At 69.3% G+C, this 14,580-nt stretch carries 13 protein-coding genes and 1 pseudogene; 9 read left to right on the top strand and 5 right to left on the bottom strand.

Going from position 1 to position 14,580, the window contains the following annotated elements; all coding sequences use genetic code 11:
- The first annotated feature begins 59 nt into the window (after positions 1-59).
- A complete protein-coding gene (locus tag MNQ95_RS03420; RefSeq protein ID WP_241953811.1) occupies positions 60-248 on the top strand; it encodes a hypothetical protein in 189 nt (62 codons plus the stop codon).
- An 84-nt stretch (positions 249-332) separates the two neighbouring features.
- Here the strand turns inward: MNQ95_RS03420 and MNQ95_RS03415 are convergent, their stop codons facing one another.
- From MNQ95_RS03415 to MNQ95_RS03405, 3 genes are read right to left on the bottom strand one after another with little or no spacing between them, the layout of a single operon-like run.
- Positions 333-1,418, bottom strand: coding sequence for a PDZ domain-containing protein (locus MNQ95_RS03415; protein WP_241953810.1), 1,086 nt, complete (start codon positions 1,416-1,418; stop codon positions 333-335).
- A 36-nt stretch (positions 1,419-1,454) separates the two neighbouring features.
- A complete protein-coding gene (locus tag MNQ95_RS03410; RefSeq protein WP_241953809.1) occupies positions 1,455-2,159 on the bottom strand; it encodes a hypothetical protein in 705 nt (234 codons plus the stop codon).
- Entirely contained in the window at positions 2,152-2,817 is a 666-nt protein-coding gene (locus MNQ95_RS03405) for an RNA polymerase sigma factor (protein ID WP_241953808.1), read from the bottom strand. The genes MNQ95_RS03410 and MNQ95_RS03405 overlap by 8 nt, the downstream gene beginning before the upstream one ends.
- 146 nt (positions 2,818-2,963) lie before the next feature.
- Between MNQ95_RS03405 and MNQ95_RS03400 the strand changes: the two genes are divergently transcribed.
- The 5 genes and pseudogenes from MNQ95_RS03400 to MNQ95_RS03380 form a co-directional block, all read left to right on the top strand.
- The gene (locus MNQ95_RS03400; protein WP_162409576.1) at positions 2,964-3,929 is read left to right on the top strand and encodes an SPFH domain-containing protein; all 966 of its coding nucleotides are present in this window, start codon (positions 2,964-2,966) and stop codon (positions 3,927-3,929) included.
- 3 nt (positions 3,930-3,932) lie between these two features.
- The gene (locus MNQ95_RS03395; protein WP_162409574.1) at positions 3,933-4,364 is read left to right on the top strand and encodes an NfeD family protein; all 432 of its coding nucleotides are present in this window, start codon (positions 3,933-3,935) and stop codon (positions 4,362-4,364) included.
- Positions 4,365-4,514: 150 nt separating this feature from the next.
- Positions 4,515-5,621 (top strand): glycine cleavage system aminomethyltransferase GcvT, encoded by a 1,107-nt coding sequence (gene gcvT / locus MNQ95_RS03390; RefSeq protein ID WP_241953807.1) that lies wholly within the window; start codon positions 4,515-4,517, stop codon positions 5,619-5,621.
- A gap of 102 nt (positions 5,622-5,723) precedes the next feature.
- Entirely contained in the window at positions 5,724-6,119 is a 396-nt protein-coding gene (gene gcvH / locus MNQ95_RS03385) for a glycine cleavage system protein GcvH (protein ID WP_162409570.1), read from the top strand.
- Positions 6,120-7,107: 988 nt separating this feature from the next.
- Positions 7,108-7,182, top strand: a pseudogene (locus tag MNQ95_RS03380) (histone); the annotation flags it as partial.
- 518 nt (positions 7,183-7,700) lie between these two features.
- Here the strand turns inward: MNQ95_RS03380 and MNQ95_RS03375 are convergent.
- Positions 7,701-9,023 carry a serine hydrolase domain-containing protein gene (locus tag MNQ95_RS03375; RefSeq protein ID WP_241953806.1) on the bottom strand — a complete coding sequence of 441 codons (1,323 nt, stop codon included), beginning with the start codon at positions 9,021-9,023 and terminating at the stop codon, positions 7,701-7,703.
- Between the two features lie 150 nt (positions 9,024-9,173).
- Between MNQ95_RS03375 and MNQ95_RS03370 the strand changes: the two genes are divergently transcribed.
- From MNQ95_RS03370 to MNQ95_RS03360, 3 genes are read left to right on the top strand one after another with little or no spacing between them, the layout of a single operon-like run.
- Positions 9,174-9,776, top strand: a complete 603-nt coding sequence (locus MNQ95_RS03370; RefSeq protein WP_162409564.1) for a LemA family protein — start codon at positions 9,174-9,176, stop codon at positions 9,774-9,776.
- Between the two features lie 55 nt (positions 9,777-9,831).
- Positions 9,832-11,736 carry a M48 family metallopeptidase gene (locus MNQ95_RS03365; RefSeq protein ID WP_241953805.1) on the top strand — a complete coding sequence of 635 codons (1,905 nt, stop codon included), beginning with the start codon at positions 9,832-9,834 and terminating at the stop codon, positions 11,734-11,736.
- Between the two features lie 38 nt (positions 11,737-11,774).
- Complete coding sequence (locus MNQ95_RS03360) at positions 11,775-12,797, top strand: amidohydrolase family protein (RefSeq protein ID WP_241953804.1); 1,023 nt, start codon at positions 11,775-11,777, stop codon at positions 12,795-12,797.
- Positions 12,798-12,836: 39 nt separating this feature from the next.
- On the opposite strand, the gene MNQ95_RS03355 is transcribed toward MNQ95_RS03360, so the two are convergent.
- Entirely contained in the window at positions 12,837-14,423 is a 1,587-nt protein-coding gene (locus MNQ95_RS03355) for a GMC family oxidoreductase (protein ID WP_241954344.1), read from the bottom strand.
- Positions 14,424-14,580: the final 157 nt, after the last annotated feature.

The raw sequence follows: 14,580 nt of genomic DNA, 5'->3' as shown, positions 1-14,580 counted from the left end.
TGCGCTGCGCTCGCCACCGCCTCTCTCTCCGTGTCTGGCTCAGGCGGGGGAGGTCGCGCGTGAACAGGTCAGCCACTGGTCGCGTTGCGCGCCCGCCGGAGCTGCCGCCGCGCGTGCACCTGAAGACCAGGGTCGACGGCATGGCGATGATCGCGTTGCTGTTCATGCAGACCGGCGAGGAAGAAGGAGAGTGGGCCGACGCGAAGGGCGGCGAGGCCTTCGCCAAGTCGGTGGCACCGAGGCACTGAGTCGAAAAAATTCCCCCGCGTCCTGCGGGGGAGGGGAAAGGCCGGTGGGTTCCGGCGCGTATTCGGACTCGCGGGATGCCACGTTCAGAGCGGGACAGCCCTCGCCGCTGCCTGGGGTTTCGGTAGCGGTGGTGCCCTCACCGCCGGCACTGGCGGTGCCGGGCGCTCGGGCGGCACGGGAATGAAATCCAGCGAGCGCGTGCGCTCGGGCACCGTGATCTGCACTTCGCGCACGCTGCGGTCGCGCATGACCGTCACCTTGGCCTGTTCGCCGGGCTTCCTTGCGGACATTGCCTGCATCGCTTCGCGCGGGCTGGCGACGGTCTTGCCTTCGATCTTGTGGATCACATCGCCGGCCTGCAGACCGGGCAGGGCGCCCTGCGAGAGCACCAGCACGCCGCGTTCGGTGCCGAAGTAGCGGCCAAGCTCCGGCTCCAGGGCGAGCAGGTTCAGTCCGTCCCAGCGCAATGCCTCGGCCAGGAGCGGGGCCGTGCAGCCGTCGCCCAGGCAGGAGCCGGGTCGCGACAGCCGAATCACTTCGCCCCGCAGCTGCGGCCCCAGGTCCTTGAGCCTGGCCAGGTCGGCGCTGTCGATCACGGTGGTGACCGGATCGTCACCGCCATCGCGCGAGATCGTGCGCGCAAAGACCAGGGGCTGCGTCGCGGCCGGAGTCACGTCCGCGTCGTGCTGCTTGCCATCGCGCTGGTACGACACCCGTACCGGCTTGCCCTGCTCCAGCACGGCCAAGGCCGCACGCGCGTCGGCAACCCGCGCCTCGCCGGAGGCACCATGGATGGCCTTGCCGCGGATCCGCAGCAGCCGGTCACCGGTCTTCAGTCCCGCCTTGTCGGCGCCACCCCCGGGCGTGACCCCGGCAATGCGCACGCCGGCCTGCTCATCGATGCCCAGCAGCACGCCCAGGCGCGGCTTGCCGTTCTCGCCGAGCCGGGAGTCGATATGGATGGACTCGATGCGGTTGGCATCCACGCCCGTTTGGGCGGACAGCTCGGCAACGCGGCGCGCCGCCGACTGGAGGTCGGCACGTGCCTGCTCCAGTTGCTTCTGCTGGTCGGCCTTGTCCTGCGCGTGCGCCGGCAAGGCAAGGCCACAGGCCAGCGACAGGGCCAGCATCGCAGTGCGTGGCAGGGGGAGGGGATTCGCGTGGCTCATGGCATCGTCTCGGATGTTCAATGGAAAGGGCGCATCTCAATAGACCTGGACCAGGGCGTAGTCGGCGGCCGGACCGCCATAGAGGGCGTTCCAGCGCTGCTCGGCGGCGACGCCGGCCAGTTCGCGCAGGATCTCCACGCGTTGTTTCCACAGGTCGACATGGGCGGGCTCGTCGAGCGGGGCACCGGATAGCGCGGCATCGATGTAGCTGACCTGCGTGCGCAGGGAGATCGTCAACGCCAGCCGTGCGCCGTCGCCCGATCCGGCGTCGTCGGACAGTTCGGTCAGCAATGCTTCCAGGCGTGCGGACTCGGCGTGCAGTTCCTCCAGCGCGACGCCGGGTGCCCGCGCGGTGGAAAGGCCCGGAGGCGGGGACGCTGGCGAAGCGGCGCCGGATACGCGCGGTCCGATGCCATCGACGATTGCGGTCGTGGTGGCGTTGCCGGCCGCGCCGGTGGGCAGGGATGGCGCATCGACGCTGGCCACGACGGGCGCATCCGCCGCAGTGGAAGGTGCGGGCTGGCGCATGAACACCAGCACCGGCAATGCGGCCAGGCACGCGGTCGCCGCGGCGATCGCCCAGGGCAGCGCACGGCGCCGGCGCGTCGACGCAATGACGTGCTGCGTGGCGAACCGCTGCCAGCCATCGGCCGGCGGCGCTTCCAGCGGCAGCGCTGCGAACGCATCGTGCCAGTCGGCCGGCGCGAGGGAGCGGGCGGGAATCGGGGTGCGATCAGACATGGGGGGCCTCCTCGACCTGCAGCAGCGCACGCAGGCGGCGCGTGCCGCGCGCCAGCTGCGACTTCGAAAAACTGGGCGTGCGCTGCATCAGTTCGGCGATCTCTTCGTGGGTATAGCCTTCGGCGTGGTACAGCCAGAGCACGCTGCGGGTGGCGGCTGGCAGGCCCAGCAGCGCGCGTTGGAGCAGGGCGGCGTCGGCGGCCGCGGGTGGTGGCGGCGCGCCGTCCTCCAGGTCGTGCCCGTCGATCGGCAGGATGTCCTCCATCCGCCGACCGCGGCGCAACCGCAGCAGCGCTTCGTTGATCGCGATCTGGCGCAGCCAGCCCCAGAACGGCCCGCTGCCCCGGTACTCGCCGATCCGGCGCAGCAGCTTGAGCATGGTTTCCTGCAGCGCTTCGCCGGCCTCCTCGCGGTCGCCGCACAGGCGCAGGGCGAGGGTGAACACCGGGCGCTCGAACCAGCGGTAGATCTGCTCGAACGCGGCGGAGTCGCCGCGCCGCGCACGCTCCAGCAGCGTGTCGGGCACTTCGATCGCGAAGCCCGAGCGCGGCGCCGTCTCGTCCGCGCGCAGGTCGGCCGCGGCCAGCGCTGGAGCGAGCGCAAGGCAGCTGGCTGGCGAGAGCAGGTGGACGCTATCGGGGGCGGGTGGGGCGGTCATATCCGGTGTGGATGCCCATGGCGGCGAAAGCGTCGCACTCCTTTTCAACCGATTGCGACCGCGCCCCGGCCGGCCGGTTCCCGCCCGCGTGCATTGCCTATACTGGGTCCACATGGGATGGCCACGAACGGCCAAGGAGGAAGGGGATGTTTTCTTCGGGTTTCCTGGCGGTAGTACTGCTGGTGGCCGGCGTGATCGTGCTGTTCAAGACCGTGCGGATGGTGCCGCAGGGCTACGAATGGACGGTGGAGCGTTTCGGCAAGTACACCCATACCCTCGATCCGGGCCTGCACTTCCTGATCCCGATCATCTACGGCGTCGGCCGCAAGGTGAACATGATGGAGCAGGTGCTGGACGTGCCCAGCCAGGAAGTCATCACCAAGGACAACGCGGTGGTCCGCGTGGACGGCGTGGTGTTCTTCCAGGTGCTGGATGCCGCCAAGGCGGCCTATGAGGTGGCCACCCTGGAAGTAGCGATGATCGCGCTGGTCCAGACCAACATCCGCACCGTGATCGGTTCGATGGACCTGGACGAATCGCTGTCCAATCGCGAGCGCATCAACGCCCAGCTGCTCAACGTGGTCGACCACGCCACCAATCCCTGGGGCATCAAGGTCACCCGCATCGAGATCCGCGACATCCAGCCGCCGCGCGACCTTGTCGACTCGATGGCCCGGCAGATGAAGGCCGAGCGCGACCGCCGCGCGGTGATCCTGGAGGCCGAAGGCCATCGCTCGTCGGAGATCCTGCGAGCGGAAGGCGACAAGCAGGCGGCGATCCTGCAGGCCGAAGGCCAGAAGGAAGCCGCGTTCCGCGAAGCCGAGGCCCGCGAGCGCCTGGCCGAGGCCGAGGCCAAGGCGACCCAGATGGTGTCGGAGGCGATCGCCAACGGCAACGTGCAGGCGATCAACTACTTCATCGCCCAGAAGTACGTGGAGGCGTTCAAGGAGTTGGCCACCGCGCCGAACCAGAAGTTCGTGCTGATGCCGATGGAGGCCACCGGCGTGATCGGCTCGATCGCCGGCATCGCCGAACTCGCACGCGAGGCGCTGTCCGACCAGCAGCAGAAAGGCACCGGGCAACGCATGCCGCCGCCGCGGCCGGGGGGCTGAGCCATGCGCGTGGACGTGATCGGCTGGGCGGCGCTGGGGTTGCTGCTGATTGCCGCTGAGACGCTGGCGCCGGGTGCCTTCATGTTGTGGATGGGCTTCGCGGCCATTGCCGTGTTCCTGGCCGTGCTGGTGGTGCCGGGCATCCCGGTCCTGGCACAGGTGGCCGCATTCGTCGTGCTCAGCTTCGTCTCGATCCAGATCTACCGGAAGTGGTTCCGCAAGGCCGCCCGCGAGAGCGACCAGCCGCTGCTGAACCGCCGCGCCCAGCAGAACATCGGCCTGGTCGCGCCATTGGACCAGGCGATCGTCGCGGGGCGCGGCCGGATCAAGCTCGGCGATGCCTTCTGGACGGTCGAAGGTCCGGACCTGCCCGCAGGAACCCCGGTACGGGTGGTCGCGGTCGACGGAATGATGCTGAAGGTGCAGGAAGCCTGAAGCCCGCGAGTGGCGGGTCTGGCAGGGAGGGCGGTGCGGCGACGCATCGCCCTCTTCCTTTATAGAGAGGCTGCCATGGTCCCGGGCGCGGTGACAGTTCCAGAAGAAGGAGTCTGGGATAATGCCGGCCTTCCTTTCCGCGAGACCGCCATGACCCGCAAGACCGTCCTCAACGACACCCACCGTGCGCTCGGCGCCAAGATGGTCGACTTCGGCGGCTGGGACATGCCGATCCACTATGGCTCGCAGCTCGACGAACACCACCTGGTCCGCGGCGACGCCGGCATGTTCGACGTCAGCCACATGACCGTGGTCGACCTGCGCGGCGCCCGGGTGCGCGAATTCCTGCGCCACCTGTTGGCCAACTCGGTCGACAAGCTCAAGGTGCCGGGCAAGGCGCTGTACTCCTGCATGCTCGACGAGCGCGGCGGGGTGATCGACGACCTGATCACCTATTACATGGACGAATCCTTCTTCCGCCTGGTGGTCAACGCCGCCACCCGCGACAAGGACCTGGCGTGGATCGGGAAGCAGGCGGCCGCGTTCGGCGTCGAGGTGACCGAGCGCCCCGACTTCGCCCTGATCGCGGTGCAGGGTCCGCAGGCGCGCGCGAAGGTGATCGGGCTGCTGCGCGAATCCGACCGCGTGGCCGCCGGCAAGCTCGGCCGCTTCGCCGCGCTGGAGGTGCAGGCCGCCGCCGGCGTGCCGCTGTACCTGGCGCGCACCGGGTACACCGGCGAGGACGGCTTCGAGATCGTGCTGCCGGAAGCTGAGGCGGTCGCGTTCTGGAACGCGCTGCTGGAAGCCGGGGTGAAGCCGGCGGGCCTGGGCGCGCGCGACACGCTTCGCCTGGAAGCGGGCATGAACCTCTATGGCCAGGACATGGACGAGACCACCACGCCCTGGGAGTCGGGCCTGGCGTGGACGGTGTCGCTGGACGACGGCCGCGACTTCATCGGGCGCGGCGTGCTCGAGGCGCAGAAGGCCGCGGGGACCCCGCGCCAGTTGCTCGGCCTGGTCATGGACGAGAAGGGCGTGCTCCGTCACGGGCAGAAGGTGCTCACCGCGCAGGGCGAGGGCGAGATCCTGTCCGGCACCTTCTCGCCGACGCTGGGCAAGGCGATCGCGTTCGCGCGCGTCCCGGCCGGCGAGCCGGGCCCGGTTCGCGTCGACATCCGCGGGCGCGAGGTACCGGTGCGCGTGGTGAAGTTCCCGTTCGTGCGCGATGGCCAGGCGCAGCCCGGCGTGCTCGGCTGACCGGGGCGGCCGGCGCGCTTTGCGCCGGCCGGTTCCTGCACGGCGGAGTCCTCCGCTAAACTAGCCCCTCCTTCCAGACCGACGCGTGACCGGAGCATTCCCATGAGCGAGATCCCCGGAGACCTCAAGTTCCTCAAGTCCCACGAATGGGCGCGCGTCGAAGGCAACGGCCGCATCACCGTGGGTATTTCCGACCACGCCCAGGGCCTGCTCGGCGACCTGGTCTACGTCGAGCTGCCCAACGTCGGCGACAGCGTCGAAGGCGGCAGTGCAGTCGCGGTGGTGGAGTCGGTCAAGGCCGCCTCGGACGTCTACAGCCCGGTCAGCGGCCGGATCGTGGAAGTGAACGCGGCACTGGCCGACAAGCCGGAAACCATCAACGAGGACGCCTACGGCGAGGGCTGGCTGTTCGTGGTCGAGGGTGGCGATGCCGACCAGTTGGCCGAGCTGCTCTCCCCGGACGACTACGCCGAACTGATCGAGGGCGAGGACGACTGAGTCCCGTCGCTCCCGCCGGATACAGGAAGAACGCCCGCCCGCCAGCGGGCGTTTTCTTTTTGCCCGTCTCATCGACGCGGGTGGCGACTCGGCTCGATGGCGCCCGAGGACGCCGCGGCATGGGCCGGTTCCGTCGCGCCATGCGCGCGGCGCCGCGTCGATGGACGCCAGGAAGTACATCCCCCGATGCTGCCGTCGGAGTCCGTGGACGACGTGTGCAGGCATCGCGAAAGCGTCGCCAACGTCGTCGCCGGGCTTGCGCAGTTCTGCGCAAATCGGCTTGTGCGACGCGAAACGGGAACGCCCCGAGCAAATTTTTTTTGGGCATCGGAAACGCCTCGTCGAGGTCGCTCCACCTTGCTCGGTGGTTATGGTCGTGCGACGCCGGGAACACCTTCGCGCGAATGCACGATTGGAAAACGACTTGTTTTACGCATTGGTTTGAATTGCATCCGGCGACGGTGCGCTTTGGCGGTCCGGCGCGCAGGCGAGCGACGGCAGGATCCGCCGCCGCGGCAGGGACGACTGCCCGGAAAAAAAATGCGGGCGGGTGTTGACAGTTAAAAAAACCGTGATTAGGTTTCGCCCCAGCAGACGCTGCCTGCCGAAGCGAGTGAGTCGAATCAACACCACAACGCGAAGCACAACTCGGGCGACCACCAGGAACCTTCAGTCGGTGGAGCAGGCCCGCTTCCCTCCAAGAAATGCAGCGAACCCCCGATCTACCGCCCGCGCCGAGGTAACGCGCGGGTCTTCCCGTATCCGTATCGACGTGCGTATCGCGCCGACGGACTCCCCCCGGCGGTCGCCGCCGCGGGTTTTCGCGACTGGGCGTTGCGTTACCCATCCGTAGTTCACTGACGAGGAGCCACCCATGGCAACGAAGAAAGCTGCTGCTAAGAAGAAACCGGCCGCCAAGAAAGCGGTCAAGAAGGTAGCCAAGAAGGCCGCCGCCAAGAAGACCGTAAAGAAGGTCGCCAAGAAGGCCGCCCCGAAGAAGGCCGCCAAGAAGGTTGCCAAGAAGAAGGTCGCCAAGAAGGCCGTGAAGAAGGTCGCCAAGAAGGCTTCCGCCAAGAAGGCCGTGAAGAAGGTTGCCAAGAAGGCCGCCAAGAAGAAGGTCGCCAAGAAGGTCGCCAAGAAGGCTGTCAAGAAGACCGCCAAGAAGGCTGCCAAGAAGACCGCCAAGAAGACCGCCAAGAAGGCTGTGAAGAAGGTCGCCAAGAAGGCTGCCAAGAAGACCGCCAAGAAGGCTGCCAAGAAGGTCGCCAAGAAGCCGGCCAAGAAGGTCGCAAAGAAGGCCGCCGCCAAGAAGCCGGCCAAGAAGAAGGTCGCCAAGAAGAAGTCGGCCCCGGTCGCGCTCCCGGCTACGCCGGCTCCGCTGATCTGATCCAAACCCGATTGCCGTACCGAATGACTCCCTCCCCGATGCCCAGCGGGGGGGGAGTTTTTTTATGGGCGCGCATCGGCCAGCGTCCAGCGACGCACCCACGCACCCACGCCCGCCGCAGCGGCAGGGCCGATGCCTGGCAGGCGGTCAGGAGTTCTTGAAGAGGGCGCGAGGCATAGCCCCCGCGCGAGCGGTCAGTGCGGCGCCGCCACCGAGGTCGAGGACGAGGTGCCCTGCGCGGGTGCGGCCGGCGGCGTGGCGCCCTCGGCCATCAGGTTGTCGGCGCCGAAGTCGGTATCCACGTCGAGCCAGCGTTCGGCCGGCAGGCCGATGGCGCGGTCGATGATCGTCGGCAACAGTCCGGTGGGCAGCGAGCTTTCGCTGTTCCAGAGGATGGCGATGCCCAGGTCGCGGCCGGGCAGCAGCGCGGTCAGCCCGCGATAGCCCTGTACCGCGCCGGCATGGAACACCACTTCCTCGCCGGCATAGTCGAATACGCGCCAGCCCAGGGCGTAGCTCGCGGCATGCACGCGGTCGCGGCGCCAGCCCGAGCGCATTTCGCCCGGCGTCGACACCACGGGTGCGTGCAGCGTGGCCAGCAGGGGCGCCGGCAGCACGTCCGGACGATGGCCGGTGTGGGCGAGCAGCCACTGCGCCATGTCGCTGATGCTGGCGTTGACGCCGGCGGCAGGCGGCAGGCGGTAGTAGGTCGGCTTGGGGCTGATCGAGACCCAGCCATTGCGGCTGCGCACGTGCGGCCGCGCCCAGCTCGGGCTCGATTCGATGCCGGCCAGGCCCAGGCTGGCGTCGTTCATGCCCAGCGGCACGAGCAGGCGGCGTTGCACGGCCTGCTCGTAGAAATTGCCGGAGGCGGCGAAGACCACGTCGCCGACCAGGCTGAAGGCGACGTTCTGGTAGGCATAGCACTGGCCGGGTGCGCAGGTCAGCGATGCCGAGCCGAGCTTCTGCGCCACCTGGTAGTACTCGGCGTTGCCTTCGATGTCGCGGTCGAACGCGTTGTGCGCCTTCAGGCCCACCCGGTGGCTGAGCAGGTCGGCCACGGTCACCTGCTGCGTGTAGCCGGCATCGGACAGGTGGAAACCCGGCACGTAGTCGGCGACCTTGCTGTCCCAGCGCAGGCTGCCGTCATTGACCAGCAGGCCGGCCATCGTCCCGGCGAACGCCTTGGACAGCGAAGCCAGGCGGAACACGGTGTGCGAGTCCACCGACTGCGGACGGCTGACATCGGTGACGCCGTAGCCGCGTACGCTGAGGATGCGGCCGTTCTGCACGATCGCCATCGCCATGCCGGGCACGCGTTGGCCTTGGACCAGCTGTTCGGCGAGCGCCTCGAAGCGGGCGACATCGAAGCCGTCGGCGACGGGCTGCACGTCAACGTCGGCGTAGGTGCGGTAGGGCAATGGCTGGGTCGGCGGCGGCAGCGACATCGGCGACAGGGTCGGTGTCTGCGCGGTCGAGGGCAGCGCCATCGCCAGCAGCAGGGCCAGCGAGCCCATGCTGACCGTGCCGAGCGTCAGCGGTCGGATTCTCCGGGGCCCGATATTTGGCCGGACACGCGCGTCTTTCATTGTTTTGATGCCTGTAAGCTACCGCTGCGGCCGATTCTAGCGCCGGATTTCGTGTGTGCACAAACCAGGAGAAGATGAATGGGCAGTTTGTTGATCCTGTTGGTGTTTTTGGCCCTGATCGTGGGCGCGGCGCTGTGGGCGGTGGGCATCTACAACGGGCTGGTGACCAGCCGCAATGGCTGGAAGAACGCGTTCGCCCAGATCGACGTGCAGCTGCAGCGGCGTTTCGACCTGATCCCCAACCTGGTGGAGACCGCCAAGGCCTACATGGGCCACGAGCGGGAAACACTGGAGGCGGTGATCGCGGCGCGCTCGGTGGCCCAGTCCGGCCTGGCCGCGGCCAAGGCCCATCCGGGCGACGAGGCGGCGATGGCGCAGCTGGCGACCAGCCAGGGCCAGCTCAACGGCGTGCTGGGGCGGCTGATGGCGGTGGCCGAGGCCTATCCGGACCTGAAGGCCAACCAGAACATGATGCAGCTCAGCGAAGAACTGTCGTCCACCGAGAACCGCGTGGCGTTCGCGCGGCAGGCCTACAACGACGCGGTGATGGGCTACAACAACAAGCGCGAGACGTTCCCGTCCAGCGTGGTCGCCGGCATGTTCAACTTCGCGCACGCCGCGATGCTCGACATCCCGGCCGACAAGGCGGAGGTACGCGAGGCGCCGAAGGTCCAGTTCTGAGCCGGCCCGGCCTGGCGGCGATGATCATGCGATCGACGACGGAGAGCGGCGGGCGATGAACTTCTTCGAGCATCAGGCTGCGGCGCGCCGCGGCTCGGGGCGGCTGGTGCTGCTGTTCGTGCTGGCGGTGGCGGGCATCGTCCTGGCGGTGGACCTGGCCACGCTGCTGTTCACCGGCAGCTGGGGCGCGACGGCGGCGGCGACGGTGGGCACCCTGCTGGTGATCGCGCTGGGCTCGCTGTACCGGATCGCCTCGTTGCGCGGCGGCGGGGCGGTGGTGGCCGCGCAGATGGGCGGCACCTTCGTTCCGGAAGATACCCGCGATCCCTCGCTGCGGCGGTTGCGCAACGTGGTCGAGGAGATCGCCATCGCCTCCGGCGTGCCGGTACCCAGGTTGTTCGTGATGGAGCAGGAGGCCGGGATCAACGCGTTCGCCGCCGGCTACAGTCCGTCGGACGCAGCCATCGCGGTGACCCGCGGCGCCCTGGACCGGCTCAACCGCGATGAGTTGCAGGGGGTGATCGCGCACGAGTTCGCCCACGTGCTCAACGGCGACATGCGCCTGAACATCCGCCTGATCGGCCTGTTGTTCGGGATCCTGATGCTGAGCCTGATCGGCCAGCGCATCCTCATCTACGGTCGCCTGGGGCGCAGCCGCGAAGGCACGCCGGTCCTGGTCGCCGCGCTGGTGGCGATGGCGGTGGGCGCGATCGGCGTGTTCTTCGGGCGGATGATCAAGGCCGGGGTCAGCCGCCAGCGCGAACTGCTGGCCGATGCTTCGGCGGTGCAGTTCACCCGGCAGACGCGCGGGCTGGCCGGCGCGCTGAAGAAGATCGGCGGACTGGACGCGGGCTCGAAGCTGCAGGACAAGGCCGACGCGGAGGAAGTGAGCCACATGCTGTTCGGCCCGGGGGCGGCGCTGTCGGGCCTGTTCGCCACGCATCCGCCGCTGGTCGAGCGCATCCGCCGGCTGGAGCCGACCTTCGACGCGCGCCAGCTGCAGCAACTGGAAGCGCGCTGGCGGACGACGCCGCCCGATGGTCTGGCCGAGGATGTCGCGCTGGGATTCGCCGCACGCGATGCAGGCGCAGCCGGAGGCCCGCCACCATTGCCGCCGGCCGACGCGCAGGTGCTGGTCACGCCGCCGATGGTCGCCCGCCAGGTGGCCGCACCGGCGGAGGACGACTACCGCCGCGCGCACGACCTGGTCGAGGGCCTGGGCGAAGAACTGCGCGCGCTGGCGCGCCAGCGCGATGCGGTGATGCCGCTGCTGGTGGGCCTGTTGCTGGATCCCGACGTGGCGGTGGCATCGCGCCAGCGCAGCGAGGTGGTCGCGCGCTGCGGCGAGCCGATGGCGCAGCAGGCATTCGAGCTGCGTCGCCTGCATCTGGAGGGGCTGCATCCGGCGCTGCGCCTGCCGCTGGCGTCGCTGGCGTTCCCGGTGCTGCGCCAGCGCCCGCGACCGGAGCTGGAAACCTTCCTCGACACGATCGATGCGATGGTCCACACCGACGGTCGCGTGTCGGTGTTCGAATACTGCCTGTCGTGCCTGGTCCAGGTGCAGGTGCGCGAAGCGCTGGATCCGTCGCGCCACGCTCGCTTCGGTCGCAACAAGGCCACCGGCGTGCGCCAGGAGTTCGCCACGCTGCTCGCGGTTCTCGCCCAGGCTGGTCATCCCGACGCACCGATGCAGGCGCAGCGCGCCTACCTGGCGGGCCTGCAGCGCGTGCTGCCGCGCGACCACCTGCCGTACGCGCCGCCGGCCGAGGGCGTGCAGGCGCTGGACGCGGTGTGGGCGCCACTGGACGCGCTCGTGCCGGCCGCCAAGGAAATGCTGGTCGAAGCGCTGGTCGATGCGGTCTCTAGCGACCAGCGGGTCAGCGTGCCCGAAGCGGAGCTGTTGCGGACCGTCTGCGCTGTCCTGCATTGCCCGCTGCCGGCGTTGCTTGAGCGAAGCTGAGCATTTCCGCCGCACCGCTGCATTCCGGGGAACGACGCATGAAGGGATCCGTTCTGGTCGTCGCTGCCATGCTGGTGGCTGCGGCCTTCCATGCCGATGCGGCCGGAAACGATGGCACGCCAGGTCCGGTGATCGACATGCACGTGCACGCCTGGCCGCTGGAGGCGCCCCCGGGTGCACCGGTCTGCCCCGGGTCGCAAGGGGTGACGATGCCCGTCGCCGATCCGCGCGCCCCGTTCGATTTTTCCGCTTTCCCCGGTTGCGAGAAGCCGCTGCTGGCGCCTTCCGGCGACCAGGCGCTGCAGGACCAGAGCATCGCCGAGCTTCGCCGCCACAACGTGCGCCGAGCCGTGCTCGACGGCACGCCCGAGCGGGTGGCGCAGTGGCGACAGGCCGCGCCCGGGCTGTTCCTGCCGGCCGTGGCTTTCGGCAAGAAGAAGGAACTGTCGACGGACGAGATGCGCCGCCTGCATCGCGAAGGTCGCCTGCAGGCCTTCGCCGAAGTGGCCATGCAGTATCGCGGCCTGCGCGCGGACGACCCGCGCTACGAACCCTATTTCGCGCTGGCCGAGGAGCTCGACGTCCCCGTCGGGATCCACCTGGGCGAGGGACCTCCGGGCGCGGCGCGCTTCCCCGGCTACGAGGATTACCGCGCCAGCGCGACCTCGCCGTTCCAGCTGGAAGAGGTGCTCCGACGACATCCGAAGCTGCGCGTCTACGTCATGCACTACGGCTCGCCGCTGGTCGACGAGATGATCGCCATGATGTACACCCATCCGGGCCTGTACGTGGACGTGGGCTGCAACGACTGGCAGTTCCCGCGGGCCCAGTTCCACGACGCGTTGAGGCGCATGGTCGAAGCGGGGTTCGGCAAGCGGATCCTGTTCGGTTCGGACCAGATGTACTGGCCCGGCGCCATCGGCGAGGCGATCGCCGCGATCGAGGACGCGCCGTTCCTGGACGCGGCGCAGAAGCGCGACATCCTCTACCACAACGCCGCGCGCTTCCTTCGACTGGGCGAGGCGGAGATCGCAGCCGACCATCGTCGGCTCGCCCAGTAGACGCGGTCGGGTTTCAAAAGCCCGCTTCTGCACGCCGGTTCAGGCAGCAAGCCCTCGCACAAGGTCGGCGGCGCGCTCGGCGATCATGATCGTGGGCGCATTGGTGTTGCCGCCGACCAGGGACGGCATCACCGAGGCATCCACGACGCGCAGTCGCTCGATCCCGCGCACGCGCAACTGCGGATCGACCACCGCGCCACTGTCGGTGCCCATCCGGCAGGTGCCGACCGGGTGATAGATGCTCTCGGCCTTGGCACGGACGAAGTCCGCCAGCTCGGCATCGGTCAGGTCCTCGCGCGACGGGTAGATCGGCGCACCGCGCCAGCGGTCGAACGCCGGTTGCGCCAGCAGCTCGCGCGACAGCCGCGCGCATTCCACCATCACCTTCAGGTCGAAGCCCTCCGCATCGGACAGGTAGCCCGCCTCGATGCGCGGCGGCGATCCCGGCGCGGCATCGCGCAGCCCGATCCGGCCGCGGCTGCGAGGGCGCAGGAAGCAGGCGTGCACGGTGAAGCCGTCGCCGTTCAGGCGGTTGCGGCCGTGGTCGTCGAGCATCGCCGGGACGAAATGGAACTGGACGTCGGGCCGTTCGTCGCTGGCCAACGACGAGCGCACGAAGCCGCCGGCTTCGGCGATGTTGCTGGTGCCCGCGCCACGGCGGCCGCGCAGGAACCAGTCGAACGCGATCCCCAGCTCGCTGGCGCGGTCGTAGCTGACCCCGGGCGGGCAGTGGCGCAGGGTGCACACGTCGAGGTGATCCTGCAGGTTGGCACCCACGCCGGGCACGTCGGCGGCCACCGCGATGCCATGGCGTCCCAGTTCACCGGCCGGGCCGACGCCGGACAGCATCAGCAACTGCGGCGAATTGATCGCCCCGCCGCAGAGCAGCACTTCGGCTTCGGCGGTGGCGCAGTGCAGGCGGCCGCGTCGGCGGTACTCCACGCCGGTCGCGCGACCGCGCTCGATCACGACGCGCTGCACCTGCGCGCCGGTGACCACGTGCAGGTTCGGCCGAGCGCGCGCCGGGGCCAGGTAGGCGGCCGCAGCCGAGCAGCGCGCACCATCGCGCTGGGTCACCTGGTAGAGGCCGACGCCGGCTTGCGCCGCGCCGTTGAAATCGTCGTTGCGCGGCCACCCGGCCTGCACGCCGGCGTCGACGAACGCCTGCGAGAGCGGATTGACGTGGCGCAGGTCCGACACGCGCAGCGGACCGTCCGCGCCGTGCAGCGGTCCGGCACCGCGGGCATTGCCCTCGGCGCGCAGGAAGTACGGCAGCACCGCCTTCCAGCGCCATCCATCGGCACCGGCGGAATGCCACTCGTCGTAGTCGCGCGGGGTGCCACGGGTGTAGCACATCGCGTTGATCGAGCTGGAGCCGCCCAGGACCTTGCCGCGAGGCCACCAGAGGCGACGGCCGCGCAGGGCCGGCTCCGGCTCGGTGCTGTAGTCCCAGTTGATCGTGCGGTTGTTGACCAGCCGGCCCAGGCCGGCGGGCATGTGGATCAGTGGATTCCAGTCGCGAGGCCCGGCCTCGAGCAACAGCACGCGGCAGGCCGGCTCCTCGCTGAGCCGGGCGGCCAGCACGCAGCCGGCCGAGCCGGCGCCAATCACGATGTAGTCGTACACACGCCCCCCGTCGGCCGCGGGCGGCATTGCCCCGACCCGAAGGCAATGCTGTCGGCCGGCATGCGTCCGGCGCAAGTGTTGCGTCGCCCCGCTGCGCCGCTGGCGATGTTGCAGTGCATCGGATACCGTGCGCGCCAAGGACGGGCCTGCGCGGCCG

This window comes from Pseudoxanthomonas daejeonensis, assembly GCF_022637495.1.
Lineage (GTDB): Bacteria > Pseudomonadota > Gammaproteobacteria > Xanthomonadales > Xanthomonadaceae > Pseudoxanthomonas > Pseudoxanthomonas daejeonensis.
The sequence above is the reverse complement of the archived record's forward strand: the minus strand, read 5'-3'. Positions and strand labels throughout refer to the sequence as shown.